This window comes from Companilactobacillus kimchiensis (assembly GCF_001438805.1).
Taxonomy (GTDB): domain Bacteria; phylum Bacillota; class Bacilli; order Lactobacillales; family Lactobacillaceae; genus Companilactobacillus; species Companilactobacillus kimchiensis.
The window spans coordinates 13,571-29,271 of the sequence record NZ_JQCF01000021.1 but is presented as its reverse complement, the minus strand read 5'-3'; the positions used below and the strand labels follow the sequence as shown (position 1 = coordinate 29,271).

At 35.8% G+C, this 15,701-nt stretch carries 14 protein-coding genes; 2 read left to right on the top strand and 12 right to left on the bottom strand.

Annotated features, from left to right (window positions below; all coding sequences use genetic code 11):
* Positions 1-75 precede the first annotated feature (75 nt).
* From asnB to IV57_RS09570, 7 genes are all read right to left on the bottom strand, one after another.
* Positions 76-1,983, bottom strand: a complete 1,908-nt coding sequence (gene asnB / locus IV57_RS09600; RefSeq protein ID WP_057881301.1) for an asparagine synthase (glutamine-hydrolyzing) — start codon at positions 1,981-1,983, stop codon at positions 76-78.
* A gap of 14 nt (positions 1,984-1,997) precedes the next feature.
* Positions 1,998-3,167: a metallophosphoesterase family protein gene (locus IV57_RS09595; protein ID WP_057881300.1), complete on the bottom strand. Its 1,170-nt coding sequence runs from the start codon at positions 3,165-3,167 to the stop codon at positions 1,998-2,000.
* A 119-nt stretch (positions 3,168-3,286) separates the two neighbouring features.
* Positions 3,287-3,811, bottom strand: coding sequence for a GNAT family N-acetyltransferase (locus IV57_RS09590; protein WP_057881299.1), 525 nt, complete (start codon positions 3,809-3,811; stop codon positions 3,287-3,289).
* A gap of 62 nt (positions 3,812-3,873) precedes the next feature.
* Entirely contained in the window at positions 3,874-4,551 is a 678-nt protein-coding gene (locus IV57_RS09585; protein WP_057881298.1) for a hypothetical protein, read from the bottom strand.
* Entirely contained in the window at positions 4,541-5,368 is an 828-nt protein-coding gene (locus IV57_RS09580; protein ID WP_057881297.1) for an ATP-binding cassette domain-containing protein, read from the bottom strand. The genes IV57_RS09585 and IV57_RS09580 overlap by 11 nt, the downstream gene beginning before the upstream one ends.
* Positions 5,368-5,856 (bottom strand): hypothetical protein, encoded by a 489-nt coding sequence (locus IV57_RS09575; protein ID WP_057881296.1) that lies wholly within the window; start codon positions 5,854-5,856, stop codon positions 5,368-5,370. Before IV57_RS09575 ends, IV57_RS09580 begins: the two co-directional genes overlap by 1 nt.
* A 33-nt stretch (positions 5,857-5,889) precedes the next feature.
* A complete protein-coding gene (locus IV57_RS09570; protein ID WP_057881295.1) occupies positions 5,890-6,435 on the bottom strand; it encodes a DNA-3-methyladenine glycosylase I in 546 nt (181 codons plus the stop codon).
* Between the two features lie 135 nt (positions 6,436-6,570).
* On the opposite strand from IV57_RS09570, the gene IV57_RS09565 reads away from it, so the two are divergent.
* On the top strand, positions 6,571-8,943 hold the full coding sequence (locus IV57_RS09565; protein WP_057881294.1) for an SdrD B-like domain-containing protein: 2,373 nt from the start codon (positions 6,571-6,573) through the stop codon (positions 8,941-8,943).
* Between the two features lie 622 nt (positions 8,944-9,565).
* On the opposite strand, the gene IV57_RS09560 is transcribed toward IV57_RS09565, so the two are convergent.
* A complete protein-coding gene (locus IV57_RS09560) occupies positions 9,566-10,057 on the bottom strand; it encodes a universal stress protein (RefSeq protein WP_057881293.1) in 492 nt (163 codons plus the stop codon).
* 80 nt (positions 10,058-10,137) lie between these two features.
* A complete protein-coding gene (locus IV57_RS09555) occupies positions 10,138-11,250 on the bottom strand; it encodes a glycerate kinase (RefSeq protein ID WP_057881292.1) in 1,113 nt (370 codons plus the stop codon).
* A gap of 66 nt (positions 11,251-11,316) precedes the next feature.
* Between IV57_RS09555 and IV57_RS09550 the strand changes: the two genes are divergently transcribed.
* Positions 11,317-12,120, top strand: a complete 804-nt coding sequence (locus IV57_RS09550) for a tyrosine-protein phosphatase (RefSeq protein ID WP_057881291.1) — start codon at positions 11,317-11,319, stop codon at positions 12,118-12,120.
* Between the two features lie 394 nt (positions 12,121-12,514).
* On the opposite strand, the gene IV57_RS09545 is transcribed toward IV57_RS09550, so the two are convergent.
* The 3 genes from IV57_RS09545 to IV57_RS09535 are packed head-to-tail and all read right to left on the bottom strand — an operon-like array spanning position 12,515 to position 15,168.
* Positions 12,515-13,276: an ABC transporter ATP-binding protein gene (locus IV57_RS09545; RefSeq protein WP_420806327.1), complete on the bottom strand. Its 762-nt coding sequence runs from the start codon at positions 13,274-13,276 to the stop codon at positions 12,515-12,517.
* Entirely contained in the window at positions 13,221-14,171 is a 951-nt protein-coding gene (locus IV57_RS09540) for an ABC transporter permease (protein WP_057881290.1), read from the bottom strand. Before IV57_RS09540 ends, IV57_RS09545 begins: the two co-directional genes overlap by 56 nt.
* Before the next feature lie 25 nt (positions 14,172-14,196).
* The gene (locus IV57_RS09535) at positions 14,197-15,168 is read right to left on the bottom strand and encodes an ABC transporter substrate-binding protein (protein ID WP_057881289.1); all 972 of its coding nucleotides are present in this window, start codon (positions 15,166-15,168) and stop codon (positions 14,197-14,199) included.
* Positions 15,169-15,701 lie beyond the last annotated feature (533 nt).

The following is a 15,701-nucleotide window of genomic DNA, read 5'->3' as shown; positions in this document are numbered from 1 at the left end:
GCTCTGCCGTCTGCTTCGCAGCCAACTGAGTTAGTAGTGTTAATCCTCGAGAGCTAAGCGTCCTGTTTCTGCTCTCTATTTTTCTTCTGCGGGTACGAGTACTTGAGGATCAACATCTGGTTTTTTACCATTATCGATGAAGAATACTTTATACCAAACTAAGAAGGTATAAATTGTCCAAACTTTACGACGGTCATCATTTAGACCGTTGTAACAGTCATCAAGCATCTTTAAAATTGCATCTTGATCAAAGAAATCAGCAGCATAATCTGTACTGAATAACTTACGGAAATCTTCATAAACTTCCTTAGTCTTGATCCAATCACGGATTGGAACTGGGAATCCTAATTTTTCACGTTTAGCCCATTCAGCAGGAAGTGCACGTTCAGCGGCAACACGTAGCGCATACTTGCTATCTTTACTATTCAAAAGATACTTAGTAGGTACTCCGGCAGCAACCTTAGCCATTTCTTTATCAAGGAATGGTACACGTAATTCCATTGAATTAGCCATACTCATACGATCGGCTTTTAGAAGAATATCATTTGACATAAATTGGTGCATATCAAGATATTGCATCTTCTTAACTTCGTCAGTGTAACCACTAACTTTGCTATAACTTCTCATAACGATATCGTGAACAGAACGTGATTTTTCAAATTCTGGCTTAACCAAATCAGCGGCTTCTTTTTCAGTGAAGATCTTAGCTTGACCAATAAAAAATTCTTCAGCCTTAGCAGTTGATTCATACAAGTGAAGTCTACCTGGGAAATTAGGAAGTTTCTTGAGACCATGAGCTAACTTATATCTCACGCCACGAGGAAGTTTCTTCAAATCTTCAGCGACAACACGAATGGCCTTTGAATGTGAGTGGAAACCATAGTTGGCATATCCAGCAAACAATTCATCAGCACCTTCACCTGAAAGAATAACAGTAACGTCTCGACTAGCTAATTTAGTTAGGAAGTATAGGGGCACACTTGAAGGGTTGGCATCTGGTTCATCCATGTAATATTGAATCAACGGAATCGACTTAACAGCTTCTTCCTTGGTAACAATTCCACGAGTATTTTCGAGGCCAAGTTTGTCAGCTAACATTTTAGCGGCAGTTCCCTCTTCATAAGTACTTGTATCAAAATCGATTGAATAAGTGTGTTGTGGTTTCAAGATTGCAGTAACGTAACTTGAATCGACCCCACTTGATAACAATGAACCAACTGGCACATCACTGATTGAATGTTCTTCAACAGATTCGTGCATAGCCTTGTCAATTTTCTTAACAGTTTCTTCGAATGACAAGTGGTTTTCTTTGAATTCCATATCCCAGTATTTCTTGATACTTAACTTACCATTCTTGAATGTAAAGTAGTGACCTTCAGGAATTCTGAAGACATTCTTGAAGAATGTTTCGTTCATAGCTGAGTATTGGAAAGTTAAATATGGTTTTAGAGCAGCTTTATTTAATTCCTTCTTGAAATTAGGTTCCTTCAAGAAAGCTTTGATTTCTGATCCAAAAATGAATGTACCTTCACGGTTGTAATAATACAATGGTTTAATACCAAAGAAATCTCTTGCACCAGTGATATCACCAGTCTTAAGGTCATAAATTACAAAGGCAAACATACCTCTGATTCTCTTAAGTAAGCCTTCGATACCCCATTCTTCAAAACCATGGAGTAAAACTTCAGTATCAGTATCGGTACTGAAAATATGTCCAGCTTCTTTTAAATCTTTTCTAACATCTTGATAGTTATAAATTTCACCGTTAAAAATAACGGCTTTAGATCTATCTTCGTTATAAATTGGTTGCATACCACTGTTAATATCAATAATACTCAAACGACGGAAACCTAAAGCTGTATCTCCATCAAAGAGTTCACCGGAACTGTTTGGTCCACGATGCTTGATTGTATCCATCATAGCTTCAATAACAGGCTTCTTGTCTGCAATGTTTTTATCTACGAATCCGACAATTCCACACATAAAATAATTCTCCCTTATATTTCAAAACTTACATATCTTGTTGCGGCTCCGTAACCAAATATCTGTAAGCATAATTTGTTCGGGTCGATGTTAATGAAATATCCTGCTAATTCAGAAATTTCATTATAACGTCGATCCCATTTTTTGTTATAGTCAGTTGTCAATCCATGCTTCTTCCCCATAAGGGCCGAACAATTTAATATTATATGATTAATTTCAGAAACTTTGTAGTTTTTTTCATAATGCATATGGCCACAAATATATGTTGTTACCTTAGAAATGCCGGTAGACGTGAAATTGTAGCGGATATTTACTCCAAAATCTCCTGTTAATTCATTTTTTAATTGTCCAGAAGCTTTGTTGTTGAAAGCGACCAATAACTGTTGAACTAAATCACCATTAAAGTTCAAAGCACTGCGTCCACTTGGACTAACGATATTAGCGTGTCCCATTACGACCACGTGCTTATCTACAGTATGTTCCAAAACAGTAATTAAATCTTCTAATTGTTGTTCTCTGACCCCTCTAACTTTCTTGAAGTCATACTTCTTAGAACCATTACTAAGAATATAAGGAATGTCACTAGTATCGATAAAGACAATACGTATATCACCTTTATCATACCAACCAACCTTTGAAACTGCATTTAATCTCAGAATTTCCGGTTGATCAAAATCATACTTTGTTACCAATGAATCATAATCATCACGCTGAAATGAGGCCGTCTTAAAGAACCGATGCTCGTCGTATTTATCATTCTCATCATGATTTCCCTCAATAACGAAAAACGGAGCTTTATTCTTTTGGTAATTTTCTACCGCAAATTGTAAAATTCCACGACTTATTTCCGGCTTATCACTGCCGTCCATCAAATCACCTAAATGCACATTAAGGTCAATACCCACGTCATCACTGACCTGATTAGCCTCAATAATATGACGCATACCATTGATTCCATAATAGGAGGCACTGGCAATTGCCTTAGCATGAGTATCAGTCAAAACAGAAATTGTGACAGTATCATCACTTACATTAGGCAATACATTATTTTTATAAACGCCTTTGATGTAGTCAACCACAAACGGTCTAGGCTTTAATCTTCTCAAAAAATTATCTGTTTGAGCTGAAATAAATTCTGAAGGTCTAGGTGAAAACACCTTTCCTGCAATATTTTTGATTTTCAATTTACCATTCTCCCAATATTCAATACTATGGAAACAATTATAGTAAAAAAACCATCTTAACGATGGTTTAATTATGGTTCAATTATATATCAAAAATATGAAAAATAATCTTAGGTTGCTTATTTCAAAAGAATTTGATAAGCCTTCCTAATACCATGATCTTCATCCATCGTTATCGTACCTTGTTCAACAAAACCATTACTAGTAATCACGTGTTGCATTACCAAGTTCTCTGGATGAGTATCGATTCTGACATCACGATAACCTAAATAATATGACATTGTTAATAGTTGTTGAATTAATGAGGCCGAAAGGTGTTGCCCTTGGTGGCCCGCCTCTACGGCAATCCGGTGAATAATTGAATACGTTACTTCAGAGTTATCTGACCATGCCCCAGAAGTCATGTCCTGATAATTTTTATCGTAACCTTGTTGTAGCGCAGCCACTCCGACAACCTCACCATCTAACATTAAAACATAACTTATATCTTCTTGAATATCTTGCTTTAAGATCTCATTATCAGGGTAACCTTGTTGCCATTGATCAACCCCACGGTCCCGTAAGGTTTTCTTGGCTCCCTCAATAATATCAATAACTCTTGGCAAATCGTCAAGTGTTGATTGACGTAAATAAATATTGCTCATTAAATTGCCTCCTTACTTCATCAGGATATTAAAACAGAAACAGATACCACATTGCAATACTTTTACTTAACTTTTTTCTTTTCTTTATAAATAAAACTACTAATTAAAAATAGAATTAATGCGTATAAAAACGTTTGCCCCGCAACTGGTAGTAACGCTGTGATTTCACCTTTTCGGCGCAAAGTCATAATTATCTTTGACAGTGGTGGCATGATAAATTCAACGTCATTCAGTAAAGAAATAACACTTCCAGAAAAAGCTAGGTATGTGAAAATTAATACTCCCACCTGACCAACGCTAGAATGACGATACCATTGGGTTTTGAACAAAGTTGCAATTCCGCTAGCTAACATCCCCACTGAAATCAATGTAGTTATTCCGGTAACATCCAACAATACATTTTGATTCAAGATCAGACTGAAAACGAAAATTAAAATTCCTGAAAATATATTCACGATTAATGCTACTAAAAGTTGACTCAAAGCATCCAACCAATAGTTATTAACTCTTTGTTTCAAATATTTATTTTGCTGACTATCATTTCGATAAAGATTCATCGTCGAAAATAAAGCTAAAAAAAACATCCCAATCAATAATAAATTATATTTCCTTATAGAACCAATCCCCAACAAGCTATCTGCTGTCAATCCAAAAACGATAATGGAAAACAACATTGTTAGATATAAGAAGTCCTGAAAATATAATTGTAAATAACTGCGCAATAATATTTTAATTTTCAATATTCTTGGCCTCCTCAAATTGATAATTGAGTCGTGTCATTTTTTTGATCATCGATTGCCTAATCGATAACGGTAATTTCATTTCAATCAAATTATTTTTATTAACAGTAATGTATTTTTCTATATCTTGTGTAATTGCTGATGAATTGGGATGGATACTAAAAACCAATAAGACCTTTAATTCCACATTTGTTGTCGATTGAATCTTAGCTAACTTGTTGTCCTTCAACAAATACCCCGTGTCGATATAATGATTGATATTCTTATCAAATCTAGTTCCAGCAATGATAATACCTGAACCATTATCCTTTAAATCTTGAATCAAATTAAGCATATTCATAATTGATTTATTACTTTGAAATGCAAATGGTTCATCTAGCAATAACACATTGGGATGCCCTGACACGGCCGCCACAAAGTCAACTCGCCGTCTGACTCCCAGCGATAGCTGTTGAACTGACCGGTTCAAATATGGACTAAGTCCCAAAAAGGTGATCATGCCCTCAAGTTGTTCCTTCCGTACCGCTAACTTTTTGGAAAGTTTCCGCATATCTTCCAAATACTTACCGACTGTTTGATCAATGATCTGCGGATTAACTTGTGGTAAATAACCAATTCGAACCCCTGGAGTATAGTCAATTTGCCCACTATCGGGAGTACGATTTTCAGCAATTGCCTCCAAAAGTTGAGTTTTACCGCTACCATTATCGCCATTGATACCGATAATCTCATTTTGGGATAAAGAAAAAGCTACATGCTTAAATGCAAAGTAGCCTTCGTTTTGCAATGATAAATCATTGACTGATAATAAATTCATTATTGCCAAGCCTCGACCGCATGGGCAGCTAATCCGATTGTTAAAATGGCATCGTTTGAGATGGAGTTTCTAACATCAGCGACAATGGTATTATCATAAATTGCTCCAATAACTGTGAATGAAAAACTCATCAAGTCAATATCAGTCTTAGCTTGATAATCACCCGTAGCGTATGGATCTTCATGATTGTATGTAAAGTTAATATCGTGGTCAGCAAGCGAACCATCAACGTGGTTTACTTGAACACGATCGTGTAATTCAGTAAGTTTGTGATCAGGGTTTTGTAAAGTCAAACGGTGATCTGATTCATTTTGGTAGTAGTCATCTTCAGTCATATCAAAGTATGTTTTGATTGGCTTTCTTAAAACCTCTAGTGAGTCTAAAATATCGTAGACCTTTTGAGCGTCAAATTCTTGTGACTTATCTTCAATTTTATTTCTGTTTGTATAAAGCCAATCGGCCAAATTACTAATAGTTTCAGAATTCATAATTATCCTCCGTCAGTATCATTATACTGGTTTTCACTTAAATTCACAGGAATCTAAATGGTCATTGATCACACCCACGGCTTGCAAAAAAGAGTAAATAATTGTTGGTCCGACGAATCTAAAACCACGTTTTTTTAAGTCTTTACTAATTCGTTGCGACAACTCCGTTTGAGCGGGTACTTCTTCCATATCACTATAATGATTAATTATCTGTTGATTATCAACAAAATTCCAAATATATTCAAAAAAAGTTTCACCATTCTGATGCATTGTCTGAATTATTTGGGCATTATTGATTGATGAATCAACTTTCAAACGATTTCGAATAATACCTTTATCCTGCAACAAAGAATCACGTTTGACCTGATCAAAGTTAGCAACTTTTTCAATATCAAAGTTGTCATAGGCTTGTCGATAAGTTACTCGCCGTTTAATAATCGTAGCCCATGATAGACCGGCCTGGGCAGCTTCCAAAGTTAACATTTCAAAAAAGTACCGTTCATCATGACTGGGAACTCCCCACTCAGTATCGTGATACTTTTGCATTTCTTCTGAACTACTGGCCCAAACACATCTCATTTTTTCTCCTATAAAAATCTTCATTAATTACATTATTCTTTGATATTGAATTTCCGGTTTAGATATATAAGTGTAAATGTTTCTAATTAGTATTATTATTATATTTATATATATTATATGAGGTTCTAATTAATAATGAAAAGATTTAGACTATTTGCACTTACCTTTTGCCTATTATTACTCAGTATAATCTTTGCTTTTCATTATACTTATGCGCAAGCTGACGATACTAGTAATTCGGCTGGAAAAACTGAATTGAATTTAAATGCTTTAACCAGTCCCTTGAATTCAGATACAAATTACATCAATTTGAATGGTGACAGTACCTGGTCTCAAGAGGGATTAAACAACGTTACTAACCTTTCTTGGACAACATCCTTAAGTGACCTAACTTCCGGTTACAGAGTTCAAAGAAAAGGCAACGGTGCTGACGCTGAATGGAAATATCAATCATCCAATTATGATAAAAAACTTACTATTCTAAATATCTATCCAGATAACGGTAATTACTTAAAAGACTGGATGAAATTAAATTACGACGGCGAACAAGTCTCAAGGGGACTAATCACGATTGTTCCTGTTTCCATAAGGGACTTTAATGAAGATCCGAATAGCTATCTAAAAAATTCGGATGGTTCTTTTAAATACGATGGAATTTACTTTGGTTCTAGTGACGCCAACAACTGGCAAGATTTAAAAGATGGATCAGTTGTAGATGCAGTTCGTGCTTATGGTGCTTCTGGGCGTGGTGTAATTTTTGGACATGATACGATTGCTGCTATGTGGAATTTTGATCAATTTGCTAAAGACTGCGGCTTGACCATCGGTACAAAAGACACTTCAAACGGTATTGGTTCTTCAGTTGTCAGTTTCACACAGACTGGTTTCATTAATCAATATCCTAATGTTCTGGATCCTACCAAGAAATACAATATTTCCTATTCTCATACATCAGCTCTGTTTTATGACTATAACGGTGGTGGCACTCGCTGGATGAAGTTTGACGACCCTCTTCAAAGCATCTGGCAAAAGAATAATAATATCACCTATCAAAAGGATACTGATGGAAATATTGTCGCCGATGATAATGACTATTTAGTTATCAAAAACAACTACGCTAGTATCATGACCGGACATACAACTGGTAAGGCTACACCTGATGAAGCCGCCGTTATCGTTAATATGATTTACAGTGTCTGCACTTTGAATAACTCAACTGTTGGTAATGATCGAACCGCCAAAGATTCCGCTGTTCCAGATGCTCCCTCTATTCGACCTGCCGATAAAGACACTGCCTCCGGACTAGGAAACACCTTAAATATTAACTTGAATTCAACTGATAATGCCACTAATTATGACTATCGCGTTCAAGCCAACAGTACTTCGAAGGGAACAGTTTATTCCAATGTCAAAACTGTTCCAGTGCTAAGTAATATCAAAGGATTCATTTATACTTTGGACGACAAGGCTGATGAAACACCAACCGTTGTAAAAGATGGTTTAGGAGATGTGACAAATATCAACGCTCCCGTTACTGATCCCGATACTTCAACTATTGCTAAAATATCTTTAGATAAACTAACCTCTTCATCAAAATATCTGCATGTTTTAGCAGTTGATAGAAGTAACAACGTTTCATCAGTTACTAATTACTCTATTGGCGACCTAGCCACTTCTAAGGGCTCAATTAGCGGCAACATTTGGAACGATAGGAACAGTGATGGTTTGATGCAAAGTAATGAACCCAAAATGACCAATCAACAAGTTGCGCTCTATCGTGTCAGTGACGATGGTAAATCTAAACAACGTGAAGAAACTACTACTACCGATGCCAGTGGTAATTACAGTTTTAAATATTTAATCAGTGGTAGTTTCGTATTGGGATTCGTTATGAATAAGGAAAATCCCATTTGGGGTTATTATCCAACCCTACCTAATATGGGGGACGATACATCCATTAACTCTCAGTTACCCGTCAATCCCGTTACGAATGATGACACGCCGGTCGTCGAATCAGAACCAATCAATCTAACTAAAACAGATCCTACGGTTTCTAACTACAATGCAGGATTTAACCATAGCACTAATATAATGGACCTTGAGGTCCCTGATCTGCAATTTGATGTACCGCTATTTTCTACCAAAGATACTTTCTCCAGCAACCATAGTGGTAACAATTCAATTATTAGTAGAACCCGATCTTTATATAACAGCTATTTTGTTCGTTATAGATTAAATGCCCGCTTAAATAATTTCCATCATAAGGACACTTCACAATTAGGGTTACAAGGTTCCAGTTTAGTTTTCCAAAAGAATAATCGTAATGTTACTTTGACTCCTAGCGGAGGATATACAGAATTATTTGAAAATGATTCTGATATTCCAGGCGACTATGAAATCAATTTTCAAAATATTAAATTCTATCCTGGACAAGCATCGCCCAATAATAATATCCTGGCCGGTACTTATGCTTCAACAATTGATTATTCATTAACCGATAGTGTCTAATTACAGGAAGTAATAAATAAAAAAGATTCCTTTTTCATGCTGGGTTAAAACGTAAGTGTATTTAAACTTCCCGTCTTCCGAAAAAATTGGAAATAGGCTGGAACGCTGCGGACACGACTTGAAGCCTCTTGTGCCAAGAGTCTCCAAGATCGGTCTTATTCTAACCCAGCACAAATCGCTGACTAAGAATAATGTCGCGGCTGAGCCTATTTCCAATATTTACTCCAGACTAATATTTTGACTATTTTATTGATGAAAAATAATATTTCTAAATCAAAAATCCCATACTAACCTGACATTACATCAGTTAATATGGGATTTTTTGTTGTTAAGATAATTCTGAATAAACATGTATCTATAAAAATAATTTAACCTATTTGAACTAAAAGATATCTGTCTAGTCTGGAGCGACAGCAATTCGGGGGCTCAGCAGTGAGATTTCTCTTACCTAGCGTACTTTGCTAGGTTAGTGAAAGACTCGATTTTGAAACAATTTTGTACTTCAAATTGGTTCAAAACGATGTCCACTGCGTTCCAGTCCCCCGATATTGCCGAGCGGAAGACGGAAGCGTAATAACAACTCTGTTAACTTACGCTTTAACCCCGCATAAGTAAAAAGGTTTTATCTTTTCTTTTTCTTATCAATTAATTTTTGGTTATCAATATCAGTTCTAACGATAATGACATCAGTTCTAGCATTACGTGTAACGTATTCTGAAACTGAACCAACTAATAAACGTGTAACTGCGTTCATACCAGTTGAACCGATCATGATCAAATCGTTCTTATATTCTTCAATGAATTCTTGTGAGATAACTGTCTTAGGTTCACCAAAACGAACGTGGATATCGATGTCGTCTTCTTTAAAACCGTCTTTGACTGCTCCTTCTTTTAATTCATTTAAATATTTTTGTGCATCTTCAGAGAGTTGATAAATAACATCCCCATTAAGCATGCCACCATGTAAACCGATGAATTGCTTAGTATCAAGAACAGTTAAAACATCTAAGTGTCCACCATTCATTTGTGCAACCTTCACAGCTTTTTTAAAAGCCATTTCAGCTTCTTTTGATCCATCTACAGGAACCAAAATTCTCTTATAGTCTTGTTCCATAATTCAATCCTCCAATGCACTTATTGAAAATCCTTTAATTTTAGATTAATGCATTCATAAATATTATTCAATAAAATACCCTATTTAAAAGCCAAAAGAGTTCGTGTTAATTGGTTAGCGACGGATTCATAGTTTTCAAAAATTGTAATTTCATCATCATATTCGGTCATCTGAGTTGAAAATATCCCCGTGAATAACTGTTCATAGTCTTGAAAATTATCAACAAAATTATTACATAATACAAACGTAGGAATCTTTTCTGAACCAGCAATGCGACTTAAATGATACAGAATATCATCATGCATCGAATCATCAGAAATCCTATCTGTTGCGGTAATGATGATATCCGCTGATCGAATCGTTTCATTCATTCCCGTAATTTTGGCTATCCATTCAAATGATGATCGTGAAATACGTGCATTAATCATTGCAAACGCCCCTGCCAAAGTCTTTATTGAATCCGAATGTGGCATTGGGTGTATATCTAAATTATACTTCTGATTCATTTTTTCGGTAACATAAACTAAATTATCTTCTAAAAAACTTTCTTGAGTATCATTTAAGTATTCTACGGTATCACAAAGTTTATACTCAGTCGAAAAGTTTAGTAATACAGTTATTCGTGTTCGATTGCCTAATAACTCATAGACATCTTCCATATCTATCCTATTAGCCGCAATCAGCGGATTTTCCCCTTCAGGGATTAGTTCATTGTTTTCATCATATATCTTGGCTCCAAGAGCTTGTAATGCCCCTAGACCGCCATCAGCCACTGCCGTCTTCCCTAAACATATAACAATGTTCTTTAAACCACTGGTTACCGCATCAATTATGAATTCTCCAATACCATAACTCGTGGCATGGAACAACTGATCTCGTGATTTATTTTTTGCTAAATCTACGCCTACGACTTGCTCTGAATCCATAATAGCGGTATCTTGACTATCGATATTTGTTATTAGGTAACGCCCCGTTTTACTGTTCCAGAAGGCATCAAAATAAGGTATCTCCGCCCAATGACCACCTACCGTATGTTCAACCAATGCTGGCATCCCATAACGACTGTCAGTTACAGGCATTGTGGCAATTTCTGCATCTGGTAAGGCACGTGAGATACCACTATAGATAGCTTGGCCGATTTTAGTCGAGCTAATATTATTATTATATTTTCCGGGTGCAATAATAAACTTCATAATATAGGATAACTCTTCCTTTTTGTTATAATGGTAAATAGAAAAAACAACCGAGGTAATGAAAAAATGGCTAACGATAATGAACGTGTTTTAAACCTTGAAAAAGGTGTTAATTTCCGTGAACTTGGCGGCTACAAAACAACCGATGGTAAGACAGTTAGATATCATAAGATTCTTAGATCAGCTGGTTTGGCTGATTTAACTGATAATGACCTTAACTATCTAAAAGATTACGGTTTGAAAATTGATGTCGATTTTCGTTCTAAGCAAGAAATTGACCAAAAGCCTGACAAACGTCCTGAGGGTGTACGTTATGTTTGGGCACCAGTTTTCAAAGAGGATGAAACTAAGGCTTCTGAAGTCCAAAGTAAGGGTTACATCCCCGAAATTGGCGGTGATCCCACTAATGGATACGCACACATGCTTGATGTTTACCGTGATGTTATCACAGGTGACAGTGCAAAAACTGCATATCGAAAATTCTTTAATCAATTATTATTAAATAGTGGAGATAATGAAGTCCTACTCTTCCATTGCAGTGCTGGTAAAGATAGAACTGGTATGGGAGCAGTCTTCTTCCTACAAGCACTTGGCGTACCATTTGACACGATCAAAGAAGACTATTTGTTAACTAACAAAGCTAATAAAGAATTCGTAACTGACCTAATTGAAGATTTACAAGCTAAAGGCTATAACGACCCCGACGTCATCAACTCCGTAAGAGATTTGATGACTGTACACTATAATTATTTAGCAACTGCCCTCAAGACAATTGATAGAACCTATGGAAATATAGATAAGTATATCAAAAATGAATTGAAGATCAGCCCTTCTGAGATCACCACTTTGAAGAATATTTACTTGGAATAGAAAAAGTTTCTAATTTTGATAACATTGGCATCATAATTTCTTCACATTTACTAGTTATGATGTATTTGTAAGTTAAAGGAAATCAAAAAGCTTTAACTTATCCCCCCTATAAATAATCTTCATATAAAAAATAGATATAGATAATGATCCTTAGAACATAACTTGATAGTCCATCCTTCCCCCCTGATAAATGGATTAAAAACAAATAAAACCAATTACTGAATCCTACTTCAGCAATTGGTTTTTTATTTTGTTTTGATTAGGATGCCACTCTCCACAAGGAACAAAAAATTGGAATTGGCGTCAGTAGTGAAGTGTTCTTAGTGAAGAACCCACTACGTTTCAACCTATTTCCTATTTTTGTGGAAGGTGACAAATTTAACAATATTTAAAATTAAGCTTCAAATTTTTCCAACAATTGTGCCGTATCCAGGTTATCCTTTTCAATACCACTGACATCTAATTTAATTTGACCATCTTGGACCATGATCAAGCGGTTACCATACTTCAAGGCATCAGACATCTTATGAGTAATCATCATGGTTGTTAAATGTTCACGTTTGACCATCGCATCAGTTATTTTCATAACCTCATGACTAGTCTTTGGATCAAGAGCAGCAGTGTGTTCATCTAGCAACAACAATTTGGGCTTACTTAACGTTGCCATCAATAATGACAAAGCCTGCCTTTGACCACCTGAAAGATATTTAACTTGAGTATTCATGAAATTTTCTAAACCCATATTAAGAATTTTGAGAAGTTCTTGGTACTCTTCAATATCGCCCTTTTTTTGATACCACTTCAAGTTGGTCGTACTGGTATGACTTTGTGCCAAAACCAAATTTTGCATAACTGTCAAATCACCGGCAGTCCCCATTTTAGGATCTTGAAAAACTCGTGACATCCAACGGGAACGATAAGCGACAGATTTTTTAGAAACATTATGAGAAGCCAAATCGATTTCACCAGCATCAGCACGCAAAGTTCCAGCAATTGTATTCAAAAGTGTTGATTTACCAGCACCATTATTTCCAATCACTGAAATAAAGTCACCATTATTAACTTGTAAATTAATATTTTTTAGAACGTGACGTTCATTATCAGTCCCGGGAAAGAATACTTTCTGTAGATGTTTCACCTGTAATACCTTCATCATCATTGTCCTCCATTTGCTCTAGATATTTCTTCAATTGACGTTTTGTTCTAATGCGGTTTTGAATAATTGGTACACAGATCACAATTACCAAAATAACAGCTGAGAGAATTTTTAAATCATCGGGTGGGAAACCTAATTCCATTGCAACCGTCAATAATAAACGGTACACGATTGCTCCAACAATCATGGCAATTAATCTGGTCAAAATATTATGCCCACGGAGGAAAATCTCTCCAACAAGGACTGATGCTAAGCCAATAACAATGGTTCCGATTCCCATTCCAATATCAGCATAGCCATTACTTTGAGCAATCAAAGCTCCAGATAAGGCAATGAATCCATTAGAAATCATATAACCAAAGATGATCATGCCATCAGTATTGATACCATTAGCGGCTGACATATCTTTGTTGTTACCAGTTGCCATTAAAGAAAGTCCTAATCTAGTTTTGAACATCAGATAAAGTAACGTCACGACAATTCCGGTCACAATCACGCCTAAGACAATTGTTTGAATATCTAAACTCCAACCAACTGGTAAATATTCGGTCAAAACTTTTTCATTCAATAATGGTACGTTGGATTTGCCCATGATGTGCATATTGATTGAATACAAACCAGTCATTGTTAAAATTCCAGCCAATAATGATGGAATATGTAACTTTGTATCCAAAATTCCGGTAACCAACCCTGCCAAACAACCAGCGATGAAACCGGCTAAACTAACCACAATTGCTGATTGACCTTTGAGCATTAAACTAACCGCTACAGCTGCCCCAAAGGGAAAACTTCCTTCCGTTGTTAAATCAGGAATATTCAAAATTCTAAATGTGATGAAAACACCGATTGCTAGTGGTGCCCACAACAATCCTTGTCCAAGACTAGATATAAGCATATTGCTACCTCCAAAAAAATTCTAATTATGGTTTCTTAATTTGATCTGGGTTAACGCCAATTGATTTGGCATTAGCCTTGTTAACATAAAGTCTTAAAGTATGTGATGTTTCCACTGGCATATCTTGAGGCTTCTTCTTGTTGATCAAAATTTTGTAAGCCATCTTAGCAGCTTGTTTACCAAGATCGTTGTAGTTAATTCCATAAGTTGCTGTCCCACCATCTTCGGCCATTTCGATTGAACCAGTTACGACAGGTAATTTAGCCGCACGGGCTTTTTGACCAATGGTTTTCATCGAACTTGCCATCAAGTTATCAGTAGGAATATAGATTCCGGAAACTTTATCAGCCATTCCTGAAACAGCACTAGCCACATCATTGGTACTTGTTACGCTGACGATATTTAATTTAAGATTGTGATTCTTAGCGTATTTTTTAACCATCTTGATTTGTAATGTTGAATTTTCTTCGGATGAATTATATAAAACACCAATTGGTTTGTTATTTTTAGTCATAGTCGTTAATAATTTAACTTGTTTATCAACCGGTCCTAAATCTTTGGCACCAGTAACGTTAGTCCCTGGTTTTTCATCACTTTTAACCAAACCAGCACTCTTTAAATTAGTTACCGCTGTAACAACGATTGGTGTTGTTTTAGTTTTCTTGGCTAAGGCTTGTGCCGATGGTGTAGCAATTCCCAAAATTAAATCGCTCTTCTTTTGAGTTAATTGTTGTGCCATTGAATTCAAATTTGCTTGATCACCTTGGGAATTTTGGTAATTATAATTAACCGTAATCGATTTATCATGTTGTTTAACTTCTTTTGTAAGTTCTGATTTGAAACCTTTTCTAGCTGCATCCAGTGAACCGTGCGGTACGATTTGTAAAATACCGATGTTCAAAGTTTTCTTGCTTGCAGCTGAAGCTTTATTTGAACATCCCCCTAAAACCATAGCTGCCATTGCAACTGTTACTAATGTAATTAAAGATTTTTTCATAAAATTCATCCTCCCAAATGTATAAAAAAAGCCAGCTAGATTCGGATACGAATCTAACTGGTTTTATATTTGGGCCCAAATATTTTCTCCAGATAGATTCAACCCTGTATCTATCTGGCTTCAAAAGACATGCTTAAAAGCTTTAGCCAATCAATAGATACGAACACGTACGCGTTCGTATCCTGGTTGGATACAAACGCTATCTAAAGAAAAAGCTAAAGGCAAATTGATTATTTAAATGTGAGTTCAGATTATTATTTTGTATTTTCATAATAAATGTTCCCCTCGTTTTCAATTTACAATAATTAGTAAAACATTTTAAAATTAGTATGTCAATAATTTCATTAGAAATATTTAATTTTAATTCTTTCTGATGCTTGGTTAAAGCGAGAGTGTACTTAACTTCCCGTCTTCCGCAAAAATCGGGAATAGGCTGGAACGCCATGGACACGACTTGGAGCCTTTTGTACCAAAAGTCTTCAAGCTCGGTCTTATCCTAAGCCAGCATAAATCGGCTGACTAAGGATAATTTC

What these genes read in the sequence shown, in the direction of transcription:
- asnB (WP_057881301.1), bottom strand. Translation starts at nt 1,983, where the DNA reads ATGTGTGGAATTGTCGGATTCGTAGATAAAAACATTGCAGACAAGAAG.
- IV57_RS09590 (WP_057881299.1), bottom strand. Translation starts at nt 3,811, where the DNA reads ATGAGCAATATTTATTTACGTCAATCAACACTTGACGATTTGCCAAGA.
- IV57_RS09580 (WP_057881297.1), bottom strand. Translation starts at nt 5,368, where the DNA reads ATGAATTTATTATCAGTCAATGATTTATCATTGCAAAACGAAGGCTAC.
- IV57_RS09575 (WP_057881296.1), bottom strand. Translation starts at nt 5,856, where the DNA reads ATGAATTCTGAAACTATTAGTAATTTGGCCGATTGGCTTTATACAAAC.
- IV57_RS09570 (WP_057881295.1), bottom strand. Translation starts at nt 6,435, where the DNA reads ATGAGATGTGTTTGGGCCAGTAGTTCAGAAGAAATGCAAAAGTATCAC.
- IV57_RS09565 (WP_057881294.1), top strand. Translation starts at nt 6,571, where the DNA reads ATGAAAAGATTTAGACTATTTGCACTTACCTTTTGCCTATTATTACTC.
- IV57_RS09560 (WP_057881293.1), bottom strand. Translation starts at nt 10,057, where the DNA reads ATGGAACAAGACTATAAGAGAATTTTGGTTCCTGTAGATGGATCAAAA.
- IV57_RS09555 (WP_057881292.1), bottom strand. Translation starts at nt 11,250, where the DNA reads ATGAAGTTTATTATTGCACCCGGAAAATATAATAATAATATTAGCTCG.
- IV57_RS09550 (WP_057881291.1), top strand. Translation starts at nt 11,317, where the DNA reads ATGGCTAACGATAATGAACGTGTTTTAAACCTTGAAAAAGGTGTTAAT.
- IV57_RS09545 (WP_420806327.1), bottom strand. Translation starts at nt 13,276, where the DNA reads ATGATGAAGGTATTACAGGTGAAACATCTACAGAAAGTATTCTTTCCC.
- IV57_RS09540 (WP_057881290.1), bottom strand. Translation starts at nt 14,171, where the DNA reads ATGCTTATATCTAGTCTTGGACAAGGATTGTTGTGGGCACCACTAGCA.
- IV57_RS09535 (WP_057881289.1), bottom strand. Translation starts at nt 15,168, where the DNA reads ATGAAAAAATCTTTAATTACATTAGTAACAGTTGCAATGGCAGCTATG.